We start from the raw sequence: 20,712 nt of genomic DNA, 5'->3' as shown, positions 1-20,712 counted from the left end.
CCTCGTGGGTGTTTTATTGTGACCTTTTCACTTTCTAATCATTAATAACTTTCCCTAATCCTCTTAATGCATTAAGTATTTTAGCATTGACTCTAGGATCCTGATTTTTCCCATATCGTATTTTGTAAATATTATTACCATTTCTTTTATCCCACATAGAAGGGATCTTTGGAATATCAGGATTAAATATAGAGGAATAATAGGACCAGAAACTTCCTAGATATATTCTTTCATTACCCACAACTATAACAAAAGGTTTACCACTTGCTGGTACTTTCCCTTCTAACCTTTCTTCTAAGCTAATGCCTTCCTTCATTGTGAATTCATGTTCTGTCCAATTGTATGTTCTAATTTCCTTGTCGGTGAGTACAGGTATAGCCTCTAATGGAAGATCATCAAGCTTTTTACTCATGGCTTCAGTTGTAGATAAGTCACTAACCAAATAGAGCGAGAATTCATCAACAGCGCTCTCCTTATTGCCATGATTACAGCCAACCATTAGGAATAGCATAACATTCATAATGACAAATAATTTAATTTTAGATGATATCATAAGAATCCCTCTTTCAAGGCTGAAGTAGTGTTCGAATTTCTATGTCGACAAGTCTGGTATCCCAAGGTGAAAAAAAGACATTTATACCATCATCAACAAGAGTAAATCTAAAGGCAATCGGCTCGTCGATATAAAAGACTATTTTATAATACTCCGGATCGCCATCCTTATTTTGAGGGGTGTAATTTGGTGTATTTTTCCCGCTTTCCAGCAGGTGAATAAATCGCTTTTTCTCATCATCGACTAAAGTCTTGTAGGGATTCACATCCTCAAGATAAAAAAGTTCAACTCGCTCCACATTGTCTTTGATTACGTCTTTATAATGTTGCCGTACGTTTTTATAAAAACCATCTTCCACATATAAGTGGTATCCGCCAATACTTCCTTTATCTCTAGCCGCAATCACTTCATTTGTCTTAAATCCTTCAACACGGTATAATTTCGTTCCTTTTTCCAAAAAGGCTGCATCACCATCCTTCGTTCGATAATCAGGATTTGTGACGACATCCGAGACTTTAAATTTCACTTCACCAACGATCTCACGGGTGACAAGATTTGGATTCTTAATTACACTTTCCCATGATCCGGAGTATGAATTTCCATTTAACTTTACAAAATCAACCCAATCAATCGCTGAGCTTCCCCTCATCGAGCAGCCGCTTAGCAGAATAGCTACCGTTAACAGGATAAGCATTTTTATTTTCATAGTAAGACACCCACCTTCTTCAGATGCATATTGGATAGCTTCCGTTCCAGTAACTGTTATATATAGACGAAAATGTTTTTAAATGGTTGCGATGCAACACAAAATAACGCCGGAATAAAAACGCTCCGGCGGTATTTGTATTACACAGTCATTCTATGCGAAGGTTCTATTGAGTGGGTGTTTGACCATTCTTACACAGCTGTTTCGAAGGTAATTCGATTTTTACCGCTGCGTTTTGAAATATATAGCGCTTCATCGGCCAGACGTAGCGTTTCACTCGTATCTTGACTCTCCGGACTCCATACTGCCGCCCCTACACTACAGCCGACATTAATCCTCTTATCCTCAATATAGAAAGGTTCATTAATCTTATTAATTATACGTTTGGCAACCACTTCTGCTTCTTGCATAGCTTTAACTGCCGAGGTATGCAAAATAACAACAAATTCATCTCCGCCTATCCGTGTAACAATTTCATTGTCACGTGTACAATCCAATAAACGGAAGGATACTTCCTGTAGCAGTTTATCGCCAAAGCTATGCCCCAGGGTATCATTCACTTGCTTAAAACCATCCAAATCCAGATAGAGAAAACTAAGTGTGGTGTGATTCTGTTTGGCTCGGCTTACCGCATGCGCGAGAAAGTCATCCAGTGCCAATCGGTTGGGTAGACCTGTAAGCGAATCATGACGGGCCATATCTGACATATAACTAAGAGCCGGCTCTGTTTTGGCCAAATTACTGACTAAATTACGCAACGAAGTCGATAATACCGCAACGTCCTTGAACCTATTCGAGGTTGGAATCTCTACATTAACCCCTGAACTCAACAAATCTGCTGTAGCTGCAATATGATTAAGCGGGCGAACAATCCAATCCGCCATAAACCAGCCAAGGATACCAAATAAGACTGCTGCTGCCAGCCCTGCCAAGATAATAAATTTTTCAAGTTGGTCTACAGAAGCTAAAGCTATGGAAGCAGGCTGGCGAATAATAACGGACCAACCCAGTCCAGGATAATTTAAATACCCGTCACCATAAGAGTAACCTGTTAGATAAGAATTTTTGTTAATATCCGAATCAATGCTCCAAGAATTCTTTCCTGAACGGGCCTGATTAAGCGCATAACTGTTCATTTTTTGTCCCATTTCACCCTTAGGACCTAATAGAATGGTGTTATCCTTCTTACTCACTATGAATACTTCCACACCTTTGAGACGTTCCTGCAGCGGCGCAATAATGGACTTCTCCACCTCACGTGACCATTCCCAGCTGAAATGTGTGGCCAAGACACCCATTTTGTTCCCTTGCTTATTGTATACAGGCGTACTGTAATCGACGAATTGCAGAGGTTCTCCTGATGGGTTTGGTAACAGCTTAGCCAGATGTACAGCTTCGTGAACATCCCCAGTGAAAGGTCCCTTGACTCCTTCCTTAAAAACAGGTCTCTCTGATACATTTTCACCTAACAACATATCATCGGTTGAAGAAATCACATTACCCTTCGTATCCAAATAACCTACCCAAGAGAAAACTGGCATACTCTTTCTCAATTGTTGCAACAGCCCGTCTATCTCTTCTTTATGAACAGGCTCTTGAAAAGCATTCAGTTTACTAAGAACCTCTACTTCCCCGGTCCGTGACCACATGAATTGATCCAGATTCTCAGACATTTGATAGGCAACCTCAGCTAGAGAACTGCCGATACTAACTTCAACGGACTTCGTGGATTCTTTTCCAATGATATAACTTAGAAGTAACGTCAGTAAAATAACGGTAACTGCAAAAGCGCCTGAAAAAACGGTGCGCAAGTTCAAATTCATGGGCATCGTTGACCTTCTCCTTCTCTGTTTCCTACTGCTATATATATCGGTAAATAAATGACTTTCTTAATAAAGCTGACGTAATGTATCAATTTTGTACTGAGTTATTCTTACTACAGTGCTTACTTAGTTTCTATGTAGTATAATCTGCTAAGAATTACATGCTAAAATAAGGAGTGACGTCAATGTCCGAACAATTTGAAATGTACGATGATCCGTTTAAAATGTTAATCCTGCTTGCTACACTTATATCTGAAAAGCAGGGCGTCGAATTGAAGTATGAGAATGTTCCCTCGTATGAAAATGATGTGTTCTCCATTCAGCATCAAAAATTCGTATATAAAAAAGATGGCACCGAAATTACCTGGTTCGAATTCCTGGGCAGAGATATCTCTTCATCCCACGATTTGAGCCGCTCGGAGTACAACAAAATGTTCGTTGATTGTATGGCTTCACTTTACAGCCTGTAAGTTAGTCAAGTTTACATAGGCTGCCTAATAGCAGTCTCTCCTGAGCTATGATCTGTATAGCTTGATGAAGAGACTGCTTTTTGAATTAACCTACCTTTGCGCCAAAAGAACGAGCCAGCAGGACTGCCTGTGCTACATCCAGCTTAACACCCTGCAAATCCAGACTTTTCAAATCGATTCCATCCAGCTTCGCATCCCGCAAATCGGCACCCTTCAGCTTGCATTGCCCCATTTGTACGTGGCTTAAATCGGCCCCCCGAATATCGCTTTTCTCCAAATTGCAGCCAAATAAATCAGCTTCGGTTAATTTAATCCCTCTCAGATCCTGACGGCTAAGATTTGTATGTCTTAGGTTCGTGTATGACCAGTCTCCTCCAAGTAAAGTAATGCCGTCCATATAAGCATTTGAGAAATCAGAACCCATCATTTTGCATTGTTCAAACTTGGAAACGAACAGATTGGTTCCCATGAATTTGCAATTCGTAAAGGCCGATCCCTTGTGCAAAGAAGCATTCAACAATGCTCCCGTAAAATCACAATCTATAAACTGGCAGCCTGTTGACGTCATCTCTTCCATAGAGGTCCCTCGAAAGGTGCATTTCTCAAAGGTACAGTTATTCAGTTCGCCATCCTGAAGATTGGCCTGATCAAAGTTATGTGTGTGGAATGTTTGATTGGTATATTGGTACATTTTATCGACCTCTTTTGTTTTCATTTTATGTATTTTAAATATTCTATTAAATATACTACTTTAGGAGATTGTCGTGTAAGGATCATTTCGATATAATAGCAAATAAAGAGGCGGTGGTAAACTATGGAGGGTGTCAGCAGAAAAGAACCATTCCGGTATGTGATGAACCAGCCGATTGATTGTTGGCTTGAAGTTCCGGCCAGTAATACAGGACCAGGTGCAGGTAAGCTGACTGAAGGTGTGATGCTTGATTTAAGCCGCTCGGGCTGTAAGATACGCTCTTCTCTGAACCTCCGCTTCACATCAGGAGATACTAAGCTGATTATTCATTTTCAACTAAATGAGATAAAGCTTCAGTTGGAGGGTAGTGTCCGATGGGGATGGATGTTCGGTCTCGGCCAATTCCAATATGGTGTACGGCTAGATTTAAATGATGCTGAAGAAGAATTGCTTCTGCATGAGATTGAGATCTGGACGCTTGCACAGCATTAAATAACAACCATTTATATCAAAAGAGGGTGTTCCAAATCCATGAAAATGGAAGTGGAACACCCTTACTTGTGTTTAAGATTCAACTCTCCGATTCATCAGTTGTGTGATGATGTAGATTATAATAAGTGCAAAACTTACTTCTACCAGAATTGAGCTAAACGTGTATACATCTATGGAGACCGTGATCCCACCCTCCGAGACCGTTCCTTGATCGGTCATCTGGAATTGGAGGGCATTAACAAATGAGTTATTATCTTCACCGATCAGCCAATTCTCCATCAGAGAAAATCCATTCAGAACCAGGAGGAACACCGCTATTCCAATCCATACTCTCCCTTTGAATCGTAAGCTGCGGGCAACCGTTATTCCCAACATCAGAAAAATGAACACGAAGCAGGCAGTCCAGAGCAATTGCAGCAATCCCACAACCGGGACAATCCAGGTATGAATAGGAATGACATCGGGAGCCAACACCATGTATAGCCCGAAGTGGATAGCTGCCAGAGCTGAAACACCAAGCAACAATATCAAATACATGAGCAGAGGTGAAAGAACAGTAGACACCGACTTCAAAGGGAGTAGACGACGATGGTAAGATTTCAAATTGTAATTGAACGTACGGCAAGCCTGAACCGTCAGAATGGTTCCCAGAATAGAGTAGGATGTAATATACAGAATAAGCATGGGCTCATTACCCCAATTTGACACTCCTGCAGAAATCCATATCCCCAACTGAGCAAGGATTAGGACTACAAAAGCTATCCAGATTTGGTCTCTGTTTCTCCTAAGATCATACTTAACCAGCCTTAACATTCTGCATACACCTCTCTGAACAATTCAATAATACTTTTTCCTTCTTGAAGGCGAATATCTTCCACTTCACGATGCATAACGATTTCGCCTTCTTTTAAAAAGATGACATCATCAAAAATCCGCTCTATATCCGTAACCAGATGGGTTGATATCAGGATGGTGCTGTCCTCCTCATAAAACTCTACGAGCGCATCAAGAATCCTTGTCCGAGCCACCGGATCCACCCCGCCAATGGGCTCATCCAGCAGATATAGACTAGCCCTACGCGATAAAGCCAGCGTCAACTGCAGGCGCTCATTCATCCCTTTGGATAAGGTTCTGACAGCTTCACTTTCCTTAAGCTTCATGAAATCCAACATACGCCGTGCCTTATCATTATCGAAATCGGCATAAAAGTCACGGTAAAACTGTATCGCATCAGATACCTTCATCCATGATTCTGTAAGTGGACGGTCAGGCATGAACGAGACTACAGCTCTACTCTCTAAGCCAACAGGATTACCTAGAACAGAAACTGATCCGGAAGTGGGCTGAATCAACCCGGCTATTATTTTCATTAACGTGCTTTTACCACTGCCGTTGCTACCGAGAAGTCCAGTGATTTTGCCAGCCCCCAGTTCGAAGGACACGCCGCGCAGCGCTTGCTTGGAATTATATTTTTTGGTAACCTCATTTACTTGAAGTATATTAAGCACTCTCTAAATCCCCCTATTCCCTATTTCTATTCCTTATCCGTCCTCCGAATACTTTCTGCTACAACCGTTACAATCTCTTCACCCTCGAAACCAAGCTCCTTCATTCCGCGGATAAAACGATCCAACACATCACTCGCCATTTCTTTTTTTATCTTCATAATTTTAGCTTCCTCACTTGTAACGTATCTTCCCATACCTCGCCGCGTCTCCACAATTTCTTCACGCTCCAGCTCCTGAAAGGTTCGTTGTACCGTATTTGGATTGATCTGCAGTTCACTAGCCAGCTCACGTACCGAAAGAACCTTGTCTCCCGGCTTTAGCTTCCCCGTAACGATCTCCCCTTTGATATAATTCATAATCTGGATGTAAATGGGCAGGTTGTTATCGAATTCGATCGTCATGATCAGGCAACGTCCCTTCGTCTGAACACCGTAAACCCGACAAGAAGGAATAGGAGCAAATATAAGGAAAGCATCACTATAGAAAAGGTGAGTGTCATCCCCGGCATTGGCGCTCCGCCATTCTCATAGGCCACGAGGCTCATATTCGGAAATAAGAAATATTTATAGAAATCTTTATGGATTACAATATTATCTATGGTGATGGCGAACATCGTGATTCCAATCGTTACCCCTGTCGAGGTTGTCAATATGCCGATCATAAATGCAAGCGTCAAATACATAGTTGCATATACGAAGCTATACATGACGGACTGGAGAATATCATTTATACCGGCTTCTCCCCCGCTAACACCGAACCAGAGAGCACCCGAAGCGTAGGTCGCGGCAATAACAACTAACGTCAAACTTAAGGCATACAGTAGAACCGCTACATATTTCGAGGCCAGAATTGCCGTGCGGCTGCGGGCACGAATCAGTAAGAACTTGATCGTTCCTTGACTGTGTTCTTTAGCCACCACACCGGCAGTACCAATAATCGCAATAATTGTAAGGGCCTGACCTAGGCCGTTTGGCAGCAGCATTTCCTTAGTGAAATCGAGTGTTGATTTGAACATATCTCCGCTCACCGAATGTATGATATAGCCAATTAACAGTGGCAGCAGAATTACGAGCAGATAGGCCACGAGGAAAGTTCGTTTCTTTGATATTTTGAACCATTCGTTCAGCACTAATCGGTTAAAGTTACGCAATGCGGTTGCCCCCTGTCCATTTCAGGAAATCTTCTTCCAAGCTTTGTTTGTTCTCTGTAATCCGGTAGATACCAATACCACCTGCTGAAAGTGCAGATACCAGATTTGGTACGTCATCATCATTTAGGGATACGGTCAATTCTTTGCGATTGATATCTATGTTGAGGGTTGTGATTTCTGCCATCCCTTTAAGAATGGTTTCGGCGGTTTCCGTATGGTCTACCCGCATGGTTAAGGTTACCTCTTTGCTTTGATCCATCTCTGCCCCAAGCTGAGTCACAGTCACCAGTTTCCCGTTCTGAATGACAACTGCGCGGTGACAGATCTGTTCAATCTCGGCTAGCATATGACTCGAAATCAATATGGAAATCCCTTCAACCTCTGCGATTGTACGCATGTAATCCCGCATTTCCCGAATCCCCGCCGGATCCAAACCGTTCGTAGGTTCATCGAGAATTAGCAGCTTCGGCCGATGCAGTAACGCTTGAGCAATGCCCAGCCGTTGACGCATACCAAGTGAATAAGCCTTAACCTTTTTGCCCATGGCTTCCTGCAAGCCAACCAAGCTTACAACCTCATCAATTCGTGCCTGATCCACATCTTCAGACATTCGTTGATATTGCAGCAGATTATCCAGCCCAGTCATATAAGGATAGAACTCCGGGTTCTCGATAATGGCTCCGATATGAGCAATAGCCGCTCGGAAGTCGCTTCGGATACTGTGACCCTGAACGATTATATCCCCTTCTGTCATTCGGATCAGCCCTGTCATCATCCTTATCGTTGTCGTCTTGCCTGCACCGTTCGGACCCAGAAGCCCTACTATCTCTCCTTTTCGGATATCAAAAGAAAGCTTTTCGACTATAGAATTTCCTTTGATAATCTTGCTTACACCGTTCATTTGCAGCACTATGGGATCTTTTCCGTGTTCCATCCTTTGTTGATTCATGGTAATCCTCCCTGTTCTCATATCTACATTTTTCAAGGTATTGCTATTCCCTTATGTTCATCGTGTCAGTGTTATAGTTAAATAGTACACTAACATTATAGCTCTGTAAAGTCTATTTTATACATCCATTTCTCTGCGAGCCTTTTCCACCCTAATCCGCTATAATATCCCCATACATATTATGAGAAGGAAGGGATATTTCATGGAACCCATTGTCTCCACCCGTTGGCTGTTGGCACGAATGTATGAGCCAGAACTTGTGATTGTCGACTGTCGCTTTGTGCTCTCTGATCCAGAAGCTGGACGAATCGCATATACAGCGGACCATATTCCCGGCGCTATCTATTTGCATCTGGAAGAGCAGCTTTCCGCACCCGTAGGGAGTCATGGTGGACGTCATCCGCTGCCTGATGTTACGGAGCTTGCACAGGTATTTAGCAAAGTGGGCATGAACAAGGACAGCATCGTTGTAGCCTATGACGATCAAGGCGGCGCCTATGCTTCCCGGTTGTGGTGGCTACTGCGCTATCTCGGGCATGAACGCGTTTATGTAATGGACGAGGGGTACTCTGCTTGGAAAAATGCCAAGTTCCCAGTGAGTGATCATCAGGCAGTACGGATTCCAAGTCAATTTGTCGCTGATGTACAGCAGGACATGGTTGTTGGTGTGGAGGATGTTCAAGAGGTGGTTCGTAATGGAGGGCCGTTGATTATAGACTCCCGTGAACACCGTCGGTATCTTGGACTGGAAGAACCTATTGACGCCAAGGCGGGGCACATTCCCGGGGCGATCAACAAGTTCTGGAAGGACGTACTGGATGAGCAAGGGCGATGGAAGAAAGCCGATGCGCTAAAGGAGCAATTTGCGGATATTGAGCAAGAGCAGGAAGTGATTGTGTACTGCGGATCAGGCGTAACAGCCTGCCCGAATGTATTGGCGCTTACTCAAGCAGGATACAAGAATGTGAAGTTGTATGCGGGGAGCTGGAGTGATTGGATTTCGTATGAGGGGAATGCGGTAACTACTGGGTCAGATCAGGGTTAAAAGCACGTAATATACCTGAAAAAACGATTTTATGAAGGAGAAGCATCTGTCAGCATCCCGGAGCATCCGGCCGCACTTCTACGAAGCGGTCCGTTGAGAACTCCCTATCCGGTCTGAGCAGTGCTCACCCTTTCTGAGAACAACTGGTCCGCGTTGGGTGCGTTCATGATTTCCTGTATAATGGTAAACATTACGTCGGATGTGACCTTAAACGTACGAGCCGACAAGTGAACAAGGTCCATCCGGCGTCTGAAACCATGAATCGGAAAGGATGAAATGAATTGAGTTATACGGAACTGCTGGAACGGAAAAGTGAAATCCTTAAGAAAACGGTCGAGAACTGGATTTCAAGAGAAAATCGCGACGGATTGAACCTTCAGGAGGCCCATATTTACCGGAATATGCTCAAAGAACTTCACCAGAACGAACATGAATTAAATGGGGTGCGAGACGAGGAAGTAGTCAAGCGTCGGGACTCCGAGTCCACGGAAAAGGACGACACCTTTACAGCTCGGGAACCTGAGGCGCAAACGGTATGATCTCAGAAAACGGTGAGCGTAAACGAATAAGAATATGACGGGCTGCCCGGGCTTCGCTGCATGCGAATTCCGGGCGGCTTTTTGCCGCGCAATCCGTTCGCCGTCGGTCTCCGAAGCCAATCTCTACTGCTGAATGAAAAAATCTGAATAGCGAATAACAATATGTATTGGGTAAGTACCGAGCAAGGTGGATAGCCGCGCTCGATACTTTTTTTATAATTGAAGTTAACAAGGACTTTCTAGAGAATTATGAAGTTATTGTGCACTCTCTTCTCCAGCGCAACTTATACAACTCAGGAATCACGACTCCCAACAACACCAGGACAACCCCAACCCACTGTAGTACACTCACCTGCTCATGAAGCACGAATGAGGATAGCAATACGGCAACCGGCAGCTCGGCAGCTCCGAGAATTCCCGCCATGCCCCCTCCAATATGAGGGACGCCAATTGCAAATAGCACAGGTGGAATAAACGCGCCAAACAATCCAAGCAAGAATCCAAACAGCAGCAGCTGTCCCCACAGCAAACCGTTAAACAGAAAGTATGGTGGAAATAAAATGAACAGCAGCAGCATGCCTCCGGTAATCATCCAGGCGCTCCGGTACACGGGATGCACAGCAGGAACAGCTTTACCACTGAAAATAATGAACATGGAATAACTTACTGCCGACAGAAGGCCCAAAGTAAGACCCAGGACATCAAAATGAGCTACGCCATGACCCATAATTCCTGCTGCAAGCACTGTCCCCCCGAACAGCAGCAGCAAAGTCAGCAGCGTAACCTTATCGGGTCGCTGGCGTTTACTGACAGCTTGAATCATCACGCTGATCCAAGTGAACTGAAACAGCAAAATGATCGCGAGTGAAGCCGGAATGTAACGCAGGGATTGATAATACATCAGACCCGTTACCACCGTAGGCGTTCCGGCCAACATAAGCAGTATTCTGTTCTTCCAGGATATTCGATCCCTATTCACAGTCGAATGATCACACGTAGTACTTTGCGTACGCTGTTCACGCTTTTCTCTAACCTTAGTATATAGTGCCAGCAACCAGGCTAGTATGCATCCCGTCAGCAGTTGCGTACCCACCACTTCTCCCAACTGGTAACCCTCAGCATAAGCCAGTACAACAATTGTTGATAATATCCCGTAGCTCATAGCCCCCGCTAGGACGGATATCAAATACTTCATATCTTTCATAATATGAATACCTCCAAAACATTCTGAATAGTTCGCATGACGCAAATAAACCTAACTCCGGGATAAGGGAAATGGATCCATTTCCTTATCATCGTAGTTAGGAAGAGTAGGCTTCCTGTAGAAACCTCCGCCCTTAAGGCATCTGCTGAATGCGGAGTTATACGAGAACGGTATTTATTTAAATACATTAATGACGACTTTTCAAATGCTACACGGAAAGTAATTTGATGTCAACTTTAATTCCTTAAAATTAAAGTTAAAGTACATCACTCCTGCGGTGGAGCTGCTGTGTAAATAGATAACGCATCAAAGTTTAACTGCCCAGAAACACGGTAGTGCTTAATTTTGTAGCTTTTATAGGAAAACTCTTTAGGAGTAGCAACATCAGCTCTGTTAATTTCAGTGTAAAAGGAATTTTTCTGAATAAATTCATCAGCGTTCTCAGGTCCACCTAACATCCCACTCAGAAAACTACGCATAATTTCTTTTGTATAAGGTCCTTGTATATTCGGATTGACTTGACCTAGTTCACCTGTTTCGGGATCAGTAAATGCAGCAAACACAATTCTTGTTTTACTATCGAGAGGTATGTATTTGTAGTCATATATTTTTGTGCTCGCTTTTGGATAATTCCCCAGTGTAAAATCATTCCTATTAATAACAGGCGCGTAAACTTCTTTTGCCTTGTTATAATTCTCAATGAACATATCGACCGTCAGCATACTGGGATTCGCATACTCCACAGGGGCAGGCGTAACCTTTGGTGAGGGCGTTGGAGTTGCTGAAGCGGTTGAACTACCTCCTGAAGTAGGCCCAGATAATTCTACCGTTTGTGTTTTATTATCGTATTTATAGGAAAATCCTGTAGCTTTTCCAATAGCCGCGACAGGTACAAAAAGTGTATCATTGTAACGAATGGGACTAATTTTCTTTCCTTTAGCATCTTGTGGAACCCAAGCCTTACCGTTCACTTTAAAAGAGACTCCGTTGTCCTTGAAAGCCTGAATCTTCTCGAGCGTTGCCTTAGCCATAACCCCAGCAGAAAAAGCGCTTGCTACAACTGCGATGGTAGCGATAGATAATACAATCTTCTTGTTTACTTTCTTCATTGTTGATTAACCTCCAGAATTTATTTTTCATATCATTTTGAGAGTAGGGAACGATTTGTTTGATTCCGTTTTGAAAACTTCCTTGTTTGCAGGTATTGAGATTGCAGACACAGAGTCCGTGTTATCCATGTTCTCAGAAAGACATTACAGCAAGAACCAGACCCTTTTCTGGCAAGGAGATCTTGGGATGCAAATGTATGTAATTAAGTCGGGCTCACTCAAAATATTCCGTCAGTCTGAGGGAAAAGAACTTATTCTGGGTCATCAATTTCCAGGCGAAACCATAGGGGAATTAGAGGTTGTCCACGCAAAGAATGAACGATTGGCTTCGGTTGCTACCCTTGAAAAGAGCATACTCTGGGTAATCCGAAAGCCTGAACTGGATAAACTAATCGACCTCTATCCAAAAATCCTCAGAAAGCTTTTCTATGTAGTGAGTGAAAGACTTGATCAAGCTGATCGCAAACTACAGTACATAGCATTTCTAGATTCTCGTATTCGTGTGGCTAACCTGCTGTTAGATCTGTACACAAACTTTGGAGTTGTGGCTGAATACGGCATTCTAATCAATTGGAAAGTCACCCACCAACACTTAGCACAAATGATAGGTGTAACCCGAGAATCCGTCACGATTTCCTTGCGAGAGTTACAAGCTAAACAGTTAATCTCTATAAGTAATAAATACATAACAATTACCAATCTCGCTCAACTAAAACATTTAGCAAATGACGAAGAGGATTCCAACTGTGAAAGAGAATGGCATTCATCTTCGTTATATAAGTACACTAACTTATAATGGAAAGAATTTCTGTGTGCTGGCAAACAGTTTAAGAGAGAAAATTGTCACTTTATAGTGTTTTATACAATCTTTTTATAAATACAGAGCATCAGAGGCATAACCTCCGTTGCTCTGTTTTTTTATATTCAAAATCAATTTTTTAAATTAGCCCACTCCTTAGACTAATGCCCTTCATAGGATATTGGATCCTGGTTGTTAGATTACAGTGAAATCATTTGCTCAAAAGGAGATGGGATTTGTGAAATCCAAAACGGAACTTACCGGGCGAGTTATCTTTAAAGGTGATCCGGGTTATGATTCGGCTCGAAAAAATTGGGATCCACATACCGATAAATTCCCCAAAGTGTTTGTTTTTGCACAAACTACTAAAGATGTGGCGAACGCTATTAAATGGGCGAATAAAAATAATGTCCCTATCCGGGCAAGAAGCGGAAGACATGCTCTGGAAGTCAATCTTTCACAGGTCAACGGGGGCATTGTGATCGATGTAAGTCAAATGAAGAAGATTAAGCTAAACAAAAGAAGTGGAACGGCTATTGTTGAGTCAGGAAATACGGTAGGTAGAATCGCACACACGCTTGCTGGGCAAGGATTCATGTCTCCCTTTGGTGACAGCGCTACAGTTGGAATCGGGGGAATTACACTCGGCGGAGGAATCGGGCCGCTCCAACGGACGGTTGGCCTCGTCAGCGATAATCTGATCGAACTCGAAATGGTTGATGCTAAGGGAAGGGTTATTCGTGCTAACAAAAGTTGCAACGCTGATCTCTTTTGGGCTTCCCGCGGGGGCGGCGGAGGTAACTTTGGCGTATACACCCGGTACAAATTCAAAGTACGCCCTGCTCCAGCCATAGCTACCGTATTTCGCGTCACCTGGCCATGGAATCAATTCGAAGAGGTATTCAAAGCATGGCAACAATGGGCTCCTTCCGTCAATACCAAACTCGGCAGCGAATTATCCATCGGTCCGAAAAAGGGCGGCAATGTTTCCATGCTTGGGCTGTTCCTCGGATCAAAAACAGAGGCCGTCCGACTGTTAAAACCTATTACGAGCGTTGGAACTACCAAGACTAAAATAATCCGGTCATTACCCTACCCGCAAGTAGTGAGCTTTTTATTAGCTCCCGATCCGGTGCTAACCCAAAGGTACAGTAACCAGTTCTCTAGTGGTTTCGCTAGAAATCCGTTCCCGGATAAGGCTATTAAGTCCATGCGTGAATTCTTGGAGAATGTAGAAGGTAAAGATGCGGGATTCTTTTTCCTGAACTGGGGCGGCGCTGTTAGCCGTAAAACACCTAAATCAACAGCTTTTTTCTGGCGTAAAGCGAAATTTTATGTAGAGTGGAACAGCTCATGGATCAAGAAATCTGAGGCCGCTAAAAATATCGCCGTCGTTCGCAATACACGCCGGAAGTTGCAACCCTTTATCGTAGGATCCTATATTAACGTTCCTGACCAAGGAATCAAAAATTCGGGGCCGGTTTACTATGGAACGAACTTCCCTAGATTACGGAGAGTAAAAGCTAAATATGACCCTGGAAATGTGTTTAACAATCCCCAAAGTATTCCTCCGGCTCGCATAGTTTAGCATCTAATGTGTAAATCTATTAGACTGTGACAGATCGGAAGTTAGCGATGTGTCACAGCCTCTTTCCGTTTTACAGCAAATTGAACAGCTAAATAAATATTCAATTCCACAAGACCATGAATAAATGCATACATAATTGCAGTGGATTGCTTGGGAGGTTTACGGATATTCCATGCCTTTTCCATTTCAAAACTATTTACTATTCCAGCTTTCCTGTCGATAAATATAAAATAGTCTACAAATGGAATAGTATGGAGGAGCATATGACTAATCGCAGAACCGAACCTTTTCGATATACCCTTAAAGAACCCGCTTCATTTGATCTTCATATCCTTAGTATTAATGGGATCCCAGTTCCTTCTAAGCCTGTAAGAGCTCTGATGTTTGACATCAGTCGTTCCGGTTGTCATTTGTCGCTACCGTTGAATGTCGATCCGGAGAATAATAGGGTTCGCGTTGGCATGGAGATGGATCTTACCGAAGAATCTATGTATATAGAAGGAACTTTGAAATGGACCAAGGAACTGGAAGGCAGTTTCCATTACGGTTTACAGTTAGACATTCCTGAATCTGATCGTGATCGTCTTCCAAAAATACTGCGCAGTTTAGCTGGTGAAGGTAAGATATTGGTTCGCTGAGATATTAAAAAAGAGCTGACCCAGATAGCCATTTTGATGGCTTTTGGATCAGCTCCTGTTTTATTGTGCTTTTACAAATTCAGCAGATTTGATACCCGCTTGACGACCGAAAATAATGATTTCTGCAACCGAGTTGCCGCCGATGCGGTTTTCACCGTGCAATCCGCCTGTAACTTCTCCTGCCGCGAACAGACCTGTAATAGGCTTGCCGTCTTTATTTAAAACTTCGGTGTTCATGTTGACTTTCACACCACCCATGGTGTAGTGAACCCCAGGGCCGATTTTAATCGCGAAGTATGGCGCACTGGACAAATCGTTGTCCATGCCTGTTGTTCTGCCGAATGCGGCATCCGATTTAGCTTTTACAGCACTGTTCCATGTATCCAGTGTTGTTTTTAACTGATCAGCAGGGACATTCATTTCTTTCGCCAAAGCCTCGATGGTATCCCCTTGGATAACGAATCCCATTTTCTCATATTGCTCAATGGCTTTAACGCGGGATTTTACACCGGAATCAAATACAAGAAATGCAGTTTTCTCAGGAAGCGTATTGATTGCTGCTGTGACTTTATCACGTGTATTCAGTTCGTTGGTGAACCGTGTACCTTTACTTGAAATAAGAAGAGCACCTTCCCCACGAACGGCTTCCCCTATGAGATAGGATTTTTCTTGTTGTACCGTCGGGTGAACTTGGATTTGATCCATATCAACCGTTGTACCGCCAACGTTCTCAATCATCTTTATACCGTCGCCGGTGCTGCCAATCTGGTTTGTAGTTACATACCCTTCCAAATCAGGTCTAACTTCAGAAATCATTTCCTTGTTGGATCCGAAACCACCGGTAGTTATAACTACAGCCGCAGCTGTAATCACTTTCTCGTCAGCTTGGTTAAAAATGACTTTGACGCCATTAACTTTGCCGTCTTTTTGGGTGATTTCTTTGACATCAGCGTTTACAAAAAGCGGAATGCCTTTCTCTTGCAGATTCTTCACAAGACCTTTAACAAGGTATTGTCCTACCGCCGAGCCGTCTTCAGGACGGTGTGTGCGCTTTTCCTTCATGCCGCCTGTAATGGTGATATTGTTCAATCGAATTCCGATGGAATCCAGCCAATCGATAGCACTTGCAGAATTATCAACAAAGAAGCGAAGCATCTCTTTATCGTTAGTATCATGACCGCCTTTTAAAGTCTGTTCATAAAATAGATTATTGCTGTCTTCAATGCCTTGCTCTTTTTGAAATTTAGTTGCAGAAGCGTTCATTCCCGAAGAAGATTTTGTTGTATTCCCTCCGGCAACCGGCATTTTTTCTAAAATAACCGGGTTCAAGCCTTTTGCTTTGGCCTCAAGTGCAGCAGACATACCTGCACCACCCGCACCGACAATGATGATATCATATTTATCTTTTAATTGATCGTACGGTGTATAACTGGCTTCGGATGCTCCTGATACTGCCTCAACTTTTTTTGTCTCATTGTCCTTACTCTTGTTCTCGGTATTTTTGCTGTTGCTGTTACTGTTGCCGCATCCTGCGATAACGATCATGACCGAGAGAATGAGAATAAGGGCCGCTGTTGTTGTCTTTTTCATTAAAATCTTGCCCCCTTGTGCATATTTTCACAATAATCATAGCGGCAAAGCTGCTGTCTAGGGAAGCTTAAGTAACTTAAAAAAGCGTTTAGTAATTATAGTAACCGATTCTTCGAGTGGAGTTTCAAATTGACAAATCCATAAAAGGGCATTATGATCAAATCAAATATGTCTAGTAGACATATCTTGTAGAAACGAGGCGTAAATGTTCATGCAGGATAAAATTATTTTAGGATTACTGTTAGACGGGGATAAATCGTCCTATGATCTGAAGAAAAGCATGGAATCGAGCACCGGATTCTTTTACAATTCCAGCCAAGGCAGTATACAACCGGCCCTGAAGAAGCTGATTCAGCATAGACATGTCCATATAACAGAGGAGCTTCAGGGAGCAAGGAGTAAGAAAGTCTACTCCATTACCGAGGAAGGGGAAGAAGAGTTTTTGCGTTGGGCCGGTAAATCAATCGCCTTAGACAAACCCAGGGATCCTGCACTCGTCAAAATGTTCTTCTTTAATTACGTCGAAAACTCCAGAAAACTCGAACTTGTCGAAGCGTATTTACATGAAATTGAAAATGTCGGAGCAACCATGAGGAAGATTCAGCAAATGAACCGGGAAAAGATCGGGGAAAACAAAGAACTTCTGAACAACCCTAAAGTTAAAACCCGGTTGGATACGTTAGAATTTGGCATGGATTATTATGCTTTCTTGCAAGAATGGTACACGAAGTACTTACAGAAGTTAAAAGAGGAGATGGAATCTTGAGGGAAAAGAAAAACAAGACGCTTAAACACGTTATTATTTTCTCGATCATCGCGTTAAGCTGTGGATGGATCGGGCGGCTGGTGGATCTGCAAGTCGGAACGGATAAGAACGGCAGCCTCGGACAGCTGATATGGATTGTGTCCCCCCTCTTAACTATGGTGATTATGCGCAGTTGGATGGGTGACGGATGGAAAGATTTCGGTTTCAATCCCCGATTCAAAGGTAACCTATTTTTGTATATGTTCAGTATCCTATTCTATCCCTTGATGACTGTGGTGATTGTAGGAATAGGTTTGGGACTGGACTGGACAGAAATATCACCTTCGTCTTCTACCTATTTAGCAGCATTTGGTATGGCTCTCCTACCGGGCTTCTTCAAGAATATATTCGAGGAATTTGCGTGGAGAGGTTATTTGGCGCCAAAACTGTTCACACTGGGGATCAACCGCTTCCTCGTCCATATTACCGTTGGATTGGTTTGGGGGGCGTGGCATTTTCCTTATTTATTCCTGTTCCTCGATACTACGGAAAGCATGATCACCTATATCCCCCGTATGATGATTGGTGTGATCGCCATGGCGATACTATATGGTGAAATTCTGTTAATGACCAAAAGCGTATGGCCAGCCGTCCTTATGCACACGATGGGAAATGCCTTCATAGATACATTGATTTTGAAAAAATTCATTCTAGTTCATGAGAACTTCAGCATTATAGCCATGCCCAGCCCCGAAGGAATTCTTACTATTGCTTTGACTGGACTTGCTGGGTTGTGGATGTATAAAAGAAGACTCGTTAAAACCCACCTTCGGTAAGAAACCTAGGTGGGTTTTAACTTTTCATGGATATAAGTTGAACTTGAAAAACTAACAAAAAGGGTGAAAGCGACGAAGGGGAATTTTGGAACTGTAGGAGCGTTAGCGACCGTCTTTGTCTCCCGATTTCAACCGCGAAAAGCGGCTTAAATCAAGAAATCGAGAGACAACAACGGCCGGAAGTCCAAACATTCACCGCAGTTGCGAAAATCCCTTTATCTATGTTTATTCTTTATTACCGGCAATCTCGTCTAATGAGGTATGCTTATCGCTTTTCACAGCCTCAGCAATTTCGCGATCTGTTTCATTACTGCCTTGGATAGCTTTTGCTGCGTCTGCCTGCTGTTGAAGTTGTTCTTCAATTTGTCCGATTCCATGCGCCTCTTGATGATTTCGGCTTGATGCCATAGTTGCAACCTCCTTCAACTTTTTTCGGAATTTCCTAACTTATTTTTTTTTGGTCGAACCTGGAACTGCTGAATCGTGATTGTTTCCCGGACTCTTTTTGCCCTTCTCATTTTTCGGTTGGCGAGGCATGTAGTGTGCTCCCTTCTGTTCGTTCTGAAACTAGCAACCCATTCGCTGCCATAAAAAGTATGTCCCGTTGTGTAATCCCTAATTCGAGAATGGCTTATAATTGATGACCACATTTCCCCGCTTGTGCCCTTTTTCAACATACCTATGTGCTTCCGCCGTCTGTTCCAAGGGATAACGTCTATCGATGACCGATTTTATCTTCCCTGCCTCGAAAAGTTCTTTAAGGAAATCTAAATTTCCTTTGTTCTGGAGTAAGCCCGCAGTCGTAAAAATCACCTTTTTGCTGCCGATTTTCGATGTCCATAACATTTGAAGCATAGTCGTAAGGGCAGGGACCGTTGTAAGATAGACCCCTTTTTGCTTAAGCGAGTATTTGCAGTGTGAGAATGAGCTTTTGCCTATTGCGTCGAAAATAATGTCATACGTCTGACCACCTTTGGTAAAGTCCGCTTGGGTATAATCAATTACTTTATCTGCTCCCAGAGATTTCACCATTTCCGAATTCGCTGAACTGCATACTCCTGTAACTTCTGCTCCGTAGTATTTGGCAAGCTGTACAGCATAAGCCCCTACCGCTCCAGAAGCGCCGTTGATAAGGATTTTTTGCCCGCTCTGAATTTTCGCTTTATCTCTTAGAAATATTAATGCAGTAGGAGCTCCATCACTGACGGCGGCTGCATCATCATATGTTGAATTCACCGGTTTTAGGGTCACTGCTTTATCTTCAGGTAGACACATGTACTCGGCATGAGCGCCAAAAGTATTTGGACTTAGGCCATACACCTGATCCGCTTTCTTAAACAACTTCACATCCTTGCCTACGGCTTCAATCTCCCCGGCAAACTCTACGCCTGTTCTTGGGTTTTTGGGTTTCGTAAGTCCGTAAAAAAGTCGGATTATAAAGGGATCTGCTTTCCTAAAAGAACAGTCCGACGGGGTTACTACTGACGCATATACTCTAATGAGTATTTCATTATCTTTGGGAGTCGGTTTTTCTACCTCTTTGAATTGAAGAACATCCGGGGTTCCGTACCTTTCACATACGATCGCTTTCATACTATTCCTCCTCTTTTTCTATAAAGAAAACTTCCTCTAACGGCGAGTTGAACACGAGAGCGATACGAAATGCCAATTCCAGAGAAGGTGAGTACTTTTCTTTTTCAATAGCTACGATGGTTTGCCGTGTCACACTTACTTTTTCAGCTAATTGCTGCTGAGTCATTTCATCATGATTAAAACGTAATTTTCGAACATTGTTGCGAATAAGCATTTTACCCACTAAACTCCCCTCCGATAAAGGTAGAGCTGTGTAATACCACCAACCATCTCTGATACAAACCCAGAGAACAATAGGATAATAAACATTACCGTGGGCTGCATATCTATAACGAGTGATCCCATCGCTACAAGAAAACCAAGAGTAAACACATAATGAGAATTCCTTGTGGCTTTCAGTTCAATTAATTTGTCTAGTTCATCAGAGAATGAAGGCTCCGTTTCATTAGTCGTTATTCTATAGATCATATTGAAAACAATGGTAATGATGATTTTGGCTACGATGGACACAGGGATTAGGACTAAGATAACCCCTCCCCAAAAACTGAAGGTATAGGCTGAATCAATGCTCCCTACAGGATTCTTCTGAAAAACATACAAACCATACAATACAAATACCAGAAAAGAGCCCAATAAGGATACGATGTTCTTTTTTTCTTGATAGGACATACTTTTTTCCCCCTT

At 42.9% G+C, this 20,712-nt stretch carries 25 protein-coding genes and 1 riboswitch; of the genes, 9 read left to right on the top strand and 16 right to left on the bottom strand.

All coding sequences use genetic code 11. The features are described 5' to 3' along the window. Window positions 1-34: 34 nt before the first annotated feature. The 3 genes from PWYN_RS19050 to PWYN_RS19040 all read right to left on the bottom strand — a co-directional run bounded on the left by PWYN_RS19050 (window position 35) and on the right by PWYN_RS19040 (window position 3,088). The gene (locus PWYN_RS19050) at window positions 35-553 is read right to left on the bottom strand and encodes a hypothetical protein (RefSeq protein WP_036655231.1); all 519 of its coding nucleotides are present in this window, start codon (window positions 551-553) and stop codon (window positions 35-37) included. Window positions 554-566: 13 nt separating this feature from the next. Further along, complete coding sequence (locus PWYN_RS19045) at window positions 567-1,259, bottom strand: hypothetical protein (RefSeq protein ID WP_036655229.1); 693 nt, start codon at window positions 1,257-1,259, stop codon at window positions 567-569. A gap of 191 nt (window positions 1,260-1,450) precedes the next feature. Beyond that, window positions 1,451-3,088, bottom strand: a complete 1,638-nt coding sequence (locus PWYN_RS19040) for a sensor domain-containing diguanylate cyclase (protein WP_240479790.1) — start codon at window positions 3,086-3,088, stop codon at window positions 1,451-1,453. Window positions 3,089-3,267: 179 nt separating this feature from the next. Between PWYN_RS19040 and PWYN_RS19035 the strand changes: the two genes are divergently transcribed. After that, window positions 3,268-3,552: a hypothetical protein gene (locus PWYN_RS19035; protein WP_036655227.1), complete on the top strand. Its 285-nt coding sequence runs from the start codon at window positions 3,268-3,270 to the stop codon at window positions 3,550-3,552. 85 nt (window positions 3,553-3,637) lie between these two features. Here PWYN_RS19035 and PWYN_RS19030 read toward each other — a convergent pair whose 3' ends face one another. After that, the gene (locus PWYN_RS19030; RefSeq protein ID WP_036655224.1) at window positions 3,638-4,243 is read right to left on the bottom strand and encodes a pentapeptide repeat-containing protein; all 606 of its coding nucleotides are present in this window, start codon (window positions 4,241-4,243) and stop codon (window positions 3,638-3,640) included. A gap of 123 nt (window positions 4,244-4,366) precedes the next feature. Between PWYN_RS19030 and PWYN_RS19025 the strand changes: the two genes are divergently transcribed. Beyond that, on the top strand, window positions 4,367-4,735 hold the full coding sequence (locus PWYN_RS19025; RefSeq protein ID WP_036655222.1) for a PilZ domain-containing protein: 369 nt from the start codon (window positions 4,367-4,369) through the stop codon (window positions 4,733-4,735). Between the two features lie 72 nt (window positions 4,736-4,807). Here PWYN_RS19025 and PWYN_RS19020 read toward each other — a convergent pair whose 3' ends face one another. Genes PWYN_RS19020 through PWYN_RS19000 form a run of 5 tightly spaced genes read right to left on the bottom strand, consistent with a single transcriptional unit; the run spans window position 4,808 to window position 8,342 of the window. Continuing rightward, entirely contained in the window at window positions 4,808-5,548 is a 741-nt protein-coding gene (locus tag PWYN_RS19020; RefSeq protein ID WP_036655219.1) for a hypothetical protein, read from the bottom strand. Then, the gene (locus tag PWYN_RS19015) at window positions 5,542-6,243 is read right to left on the bottom strand and encodes an ABC transporter ATP-binding protein (protein ID WP_036655217.1); all 702 of its coding nucleotides are present in this window, start codon (window positions 6,241-6,243) and stop codon (window positions 5,542-5,544) included. Before PWYN_RS19015 ends, PWYN_RS19020 begins: the two co-directional genes overlap by 7 nt. Window positions 6,244-6,269: 26 nt before the next feature. Continuing rightward, entirely contained in the window at window positions 6,270-6,644 is a 375-nt protein-coding gene (locus tag PWYN_RS19010) for a GntR family transcriptional regulator (RefSeq protein ID WP_036655215.1), read from the bottom strand. 2 nt (window positions 6,645-6,646) lie between these two features. Continuing rightward, entirely contained in the window at window positions 6,647-7,393 is a 747-nt protein-coding gene (locus PWYN_RS19005) for an ABC transporter permease (RefSeq protein WP_036655212.1), read from the bottom strand. Continuing rightward, complete coding sequence (locus PWYN_RS19000; RefSeq protein ID WP_052088162.1) at window positions 7,386-8,342, bottom strand: ABC transporter ATP-binding protein; 957 nt, start codon at window positions 8,340-8,342, stop codon at window positions 7,386-7,388. The genes PWYN_RS19005 and PWYN_RS19000 overlap by 8 nt, the downstream gene beginning before the upstream one ends. 202 nt (window positions 8,343-8,544) lie before the next feature. Between PWYN_RS19000 and PWYN_RS18995 the strand changes: the two genes are divergently transcribed. Continuing rightward, window positions 8,545-9,387, top strand: a complete 843-nt coding sequence (locus tag PWYN_RS18995) for a sulfurtransferase (RefSeq protein ID WP_036655210.1) — start codon at window positions 8,545-8,547, stop codon at window positions 9,385-9,387. Window positions 9,388-9,668: 281 nt separating this feature from the next. Further along, entirely contained in the window at window positions 9,669-9,926 is a 258-nt protein-coding gene (locus PWYN_RS18990; RefSeq protein WP_036655208.1) for a hypothetical protein, read from the top strand. Window positions 9,927-10,173: 247 nt separating this feature from the next. Here the strand turns inward: PWYN_RS18990 and PWYN_RS18985 are convergent, their stop codons facing one another. Next, a complete protein-coding gene (locus tag PWYN_RS18985; RefSeq protein ID WP_036658938.1) occupies window positions 10,174-11,121 on the bottom strand; it encodes an EamA family transporter in 948 nt (315 codons plus the stop codon). A gap of 83 nt (window positions 11,122-11,204) precedes the next feature. After that, window positions 11,205-11,315, bottom strand: a riboswitch (purine riboswitch). Between the two features lie 81 nt (window positions 11,316-11,396). Beyond that, complete coding sequence (locus tag PWYN_RS28265; RefSeq protein WP_052088159.1) at window positions 11,397-12,239, bottom strand: hypothetical protein; 843 nt, start codon at window positions 12,237-12,239, stop codon at window positions 11,397-11,399. Window positions 12,240-12,294: 55 nt separating this feature from the next. On the opposite strand from PWYN_RS28265, the gene PWYN_RS18975 reads away from it, so the two are divergent. The 3 genes from PWYN_RS18975 (at window position 12,295) to PWYN_RS18960 (ending at window position 15,264) form a co-directional block, all read left to right on the top strand. Beyond that, window positions 12,295-13,035 carry a Crp/Fnr family transcriptional regulator gene (locus PWYN_RS18975; RefSeq protein WP_084146790.1) on the top strand — a complete coding sequence of 247 codons (741 nt, stop codon included), beginning with the start codon at window positions 12,295-12,297 and terminating at the stop codon, window positions 13,033-13,035. A 241-nt stretch (window positions 13,036-13,276) separates the two neighbouring features. Then, window positions 13,277-14,626, top strand: a complete 1,350-nt coding sequence (locus PWYN_RS18970) for an FAD-binding oxidoreductase (RefSeq protein WP_084146789.1) — start codon at window positions 13,277-13,279, stop codon at window positions 14,624-14,626. A gap of 263 nt (window positions 14,627-14,889) precedes the next feature. Continuing rightward, window positions 14,890-15,264, top strand: a complete 375-nt coding sequence (locus PWYN_RS18960) for a PilZ domain-containing protein (RefSeq protein ID WP_052088157.1) — start codon at window positions 14,890-14,892, stop codon at window positions 15,262-15,264. A gap of 60 nt (window positions 15,265-15,324) precedes the next feature. Here the strand turns inward: PWYN_RS18960 and PWYN_RS18955 are convergent, their stop codons facing one another. Beyond that, complete coding sequence (locus PWYN_RS18955) at window positions 15,325-16,854, bottom strand: flavocytochrome c (RefSeq protein WP_036655199.1); 1,530 nt, start codon at window positions 16,852-16,854, stop codon at window positions 15,325-15,327. Between the two features lie 211 nt (window positions 16,855-17,065). Here PWYN_RS18955 and PWYN_RS18950 point away from each other — a divergent pair, with 211 nt between their 5' ends. Further along, the gene (locus PWYN_RS18950) at window positions 17,066-17,620 is read left to right on the top strand and encodes a PadR family transcriptional regulator (RefSeq protein WP_169744134.1); all 555 of its coding nucleotides are present in this window, start codon (window positions 17,066-17,068) and stop codon (window positions 17,618-17,620) included. Beyond that, complete coding sequence (locus PWYN_RS18945; protein ID WP_052088153.1) at window positions 17,617-18,435, top strand: CPBP family intramembrane glutamic endopeptidase; 819 nt, start codon at window positions 17,617-17,619, stop codon at window positions 18,433-18,435. The genes PWYN_RS18950 and PWYN_RS18945 overlap by 4 nt, the downstream gene beginning before the upstream one ends. A gap of 225 nt (window positions 18,436-18,660) precedes the next feature. On the opposite strand, the gene PWYN_RS18940 is transcribed toward PWYN_RS18945, so the two are convergent. From PWYN_RS18940 to PWYN_RS18925, 4 genes are all read right to left on the bottom strand, one after another. Next, window positions 18,661-18,843, bottom strand: coding sequence for a hypothetical protein (locus PWYN_RS18940; protein WP_036655197.1), 183 nt, complete (start codon window positions 18,841-18,843; stop codon window positions 18,661-18,663). Window positions 18,844-19,050: 207 nt separating this feature from the next. After that, a complete protein-coding gene (locus PWYN_RS18935) occupies window positions 19,051-20,028 on the bottom strand; it encodes an NAD(P)-dependent alcohol dehydrogenase (RefSeq protein WP_036655195.1) in 978 nt (325 codons plus the stop codon). Window position 20,029: 1 nt separating this feature from the next. Beyond that, window positions 20,030-20,242: a helix-turn-helix transcriptional regulator gene (locus PWYN_RS18930; RefSeq protein WP_420805819.1), complete on the bottom strand. Its 213-nt coding sequence runs from the start codon at window positions 20,240-20,242 to the stop codon at window positions 20,030-20,032. Between the two features lie 8 nt (window positions 20,243-20,250). Then, window positions 20,251-20,697, bottom strand: coding sequence for a hypothetical protein (locus tag PWYN_RS18925; RefSeq protein ID WP_036655190.1), 447 nt, complete (start codon window positions 20,695-20,697; stop codon window positions 20,251-20,253). Between the last annotated feature and the right edge of the window lie 15 nt (window positions 20,698-20,712).

Origin of the sequence: Paenibacillus wynnii (assembly GCF_000757885.1) — a bacterium.
In the GTDB taxonomy this organism is placed as follows: Bacteria; Bacillota; Bacilli; order Paenibacillales; family Paenibacillaceae; genus Paenibacillus_AQ; species Paenibacillus_AQ wynnii.
The sequence above is the reverse complement of the archived record's forward strand: the minus strand, read 5'-3'. Positions and strand labels throughout refer to the sequence as shown.

Bases quoted from the DNA above. Each gene is read 5' to 3' on its own strand.
- PWYN_RS19050 (WP_036655231.1), bottom strand. From the start codon at position 553: ATGATATCATCTAAAATTAAATTATTTGTCATTATGAATGTTATGCTA.
- PWYN_RS19045 (WP_036655229.1), bottom strand. From the start codon at position 1,259: ATGAAAATAAAAATGCTTATCCTGTTAACGGTAGCTATTCTGCTAAGC.
- PWYN_RS19040 (WP_240479790.1), bottom strand. From the start codon at position 3,088: ATGCCCATGAATTTGAACTTGCGCACCGTTTTTTCAGGCGCTTTTGCA.
- PWYN_RS19035 (WP_036655227.1), top strand. From the start codon at position 3,268: ATGTCCGAACAATTTGAAATGTACGATGATCCGTTTAAAATGTTAATC.
- PWYN_RS19030 (WP_036655224.1), bottom strand. From the start codon at position 4,243: ATGTACCAATATACCAATCAAACATTCCACACACATAACTTTGATCAG.
- PWYN_RS19025 (WP_036655222.1), top strand. From the start codon at position 4,367: ATGGAGGGTGTCAGCAGAAAAGAACCATTCCGGTATGTGATGAACCAG.
- PWYN_RS19020 (WP_036655219.1), bottom strand. From the start codon at position 5,548: ATGTTAAGGCTGGTTAAGTATGATCTTAGGAGAAACAGAGACCAAATC.
- PWYN_RS19010 (WP_036655215.1), bottom strand. From the start codon at position 6,644: ATGACGATCGAATTCGATAACAACCTGCCCATTTACATCCAGATTATG.
- PWYN_RS19000 (WP_052088162.1), bottom strand. From the start codon at position 8,342: ATGAATCAACAAAGGATGGAACACGGAAAAGATCCCATAGTGCTGCAA.
- PWYN_RS18995 (WP_036655210.1), top strand. From the start codon at position 8,545: ATGGAACCCATTGTCTCCACCCGTTGGCTGTTGGCACGAATGTATGAG.
- PWYN_RS18985 (WP_036658938.1), bottom strand. From the start codon at position 11,121: ATGAAGTATTTGATATCCGTCCTAGCGGGGGCTATGAGCTACGGGATA.
- PWYN_RS28265 (WP_052088159.1), bottom strand. From the start codon at position 12,239: ATGAAGAAAGTAAACAAGAAGATTGTATTATCTATCGCTACCATCGCA.
- PWYN_RS18960 (WP_052088157.1), top strand. From the start codon at position 14,890: ATGACTAATCGCAGAACCGAACCTTTTCGATATACCCTTAAAGAACCC.
- PWYN_RS18955 (WP_036655199.1), bottom strand. From the start codon at position 16,854: ATGAAAAAGACAACAACAGCGGCCCTTATTCTCATTCTCTCGGTCATG.
- PWYN_RS18950 (WP_169744134.1), top strand. From the start codon at position 17,066: ATGCAGGATAAAATTATTTTAGGATTACTGTTAGACGGGGATAAATCG.
- PWYN_RS18940 (WP_036655197.1), bottom strand. From the start codon at position 18,843: ATGGCATCAAGCCGAAATCATCAAGAGGCGCATGGAATCGGACAAATT.
- PWYN_RS18935 (WP_036655195.1), bottom strand. From the start codon at position 20,028: ATGAAAGCGATCGTATGTGAAAGGTACGGAACCCCGGATGTTCTTCAA.
- PWYN_RS18930 (WP_420805819.1), bottom strand. From the start codon at position 20,242: ATGCTTATTCGCAACAATGTTCGAAAATTACGTTTTAATCATGATGAA.
- PWYN_RS18925 (WP_036655190.1), bottom strand. From the start codon at position 20,697: ATGTCCTATCAAGAAAAAAAGAACATCGTATCCTTATTGGGCTCTTTT.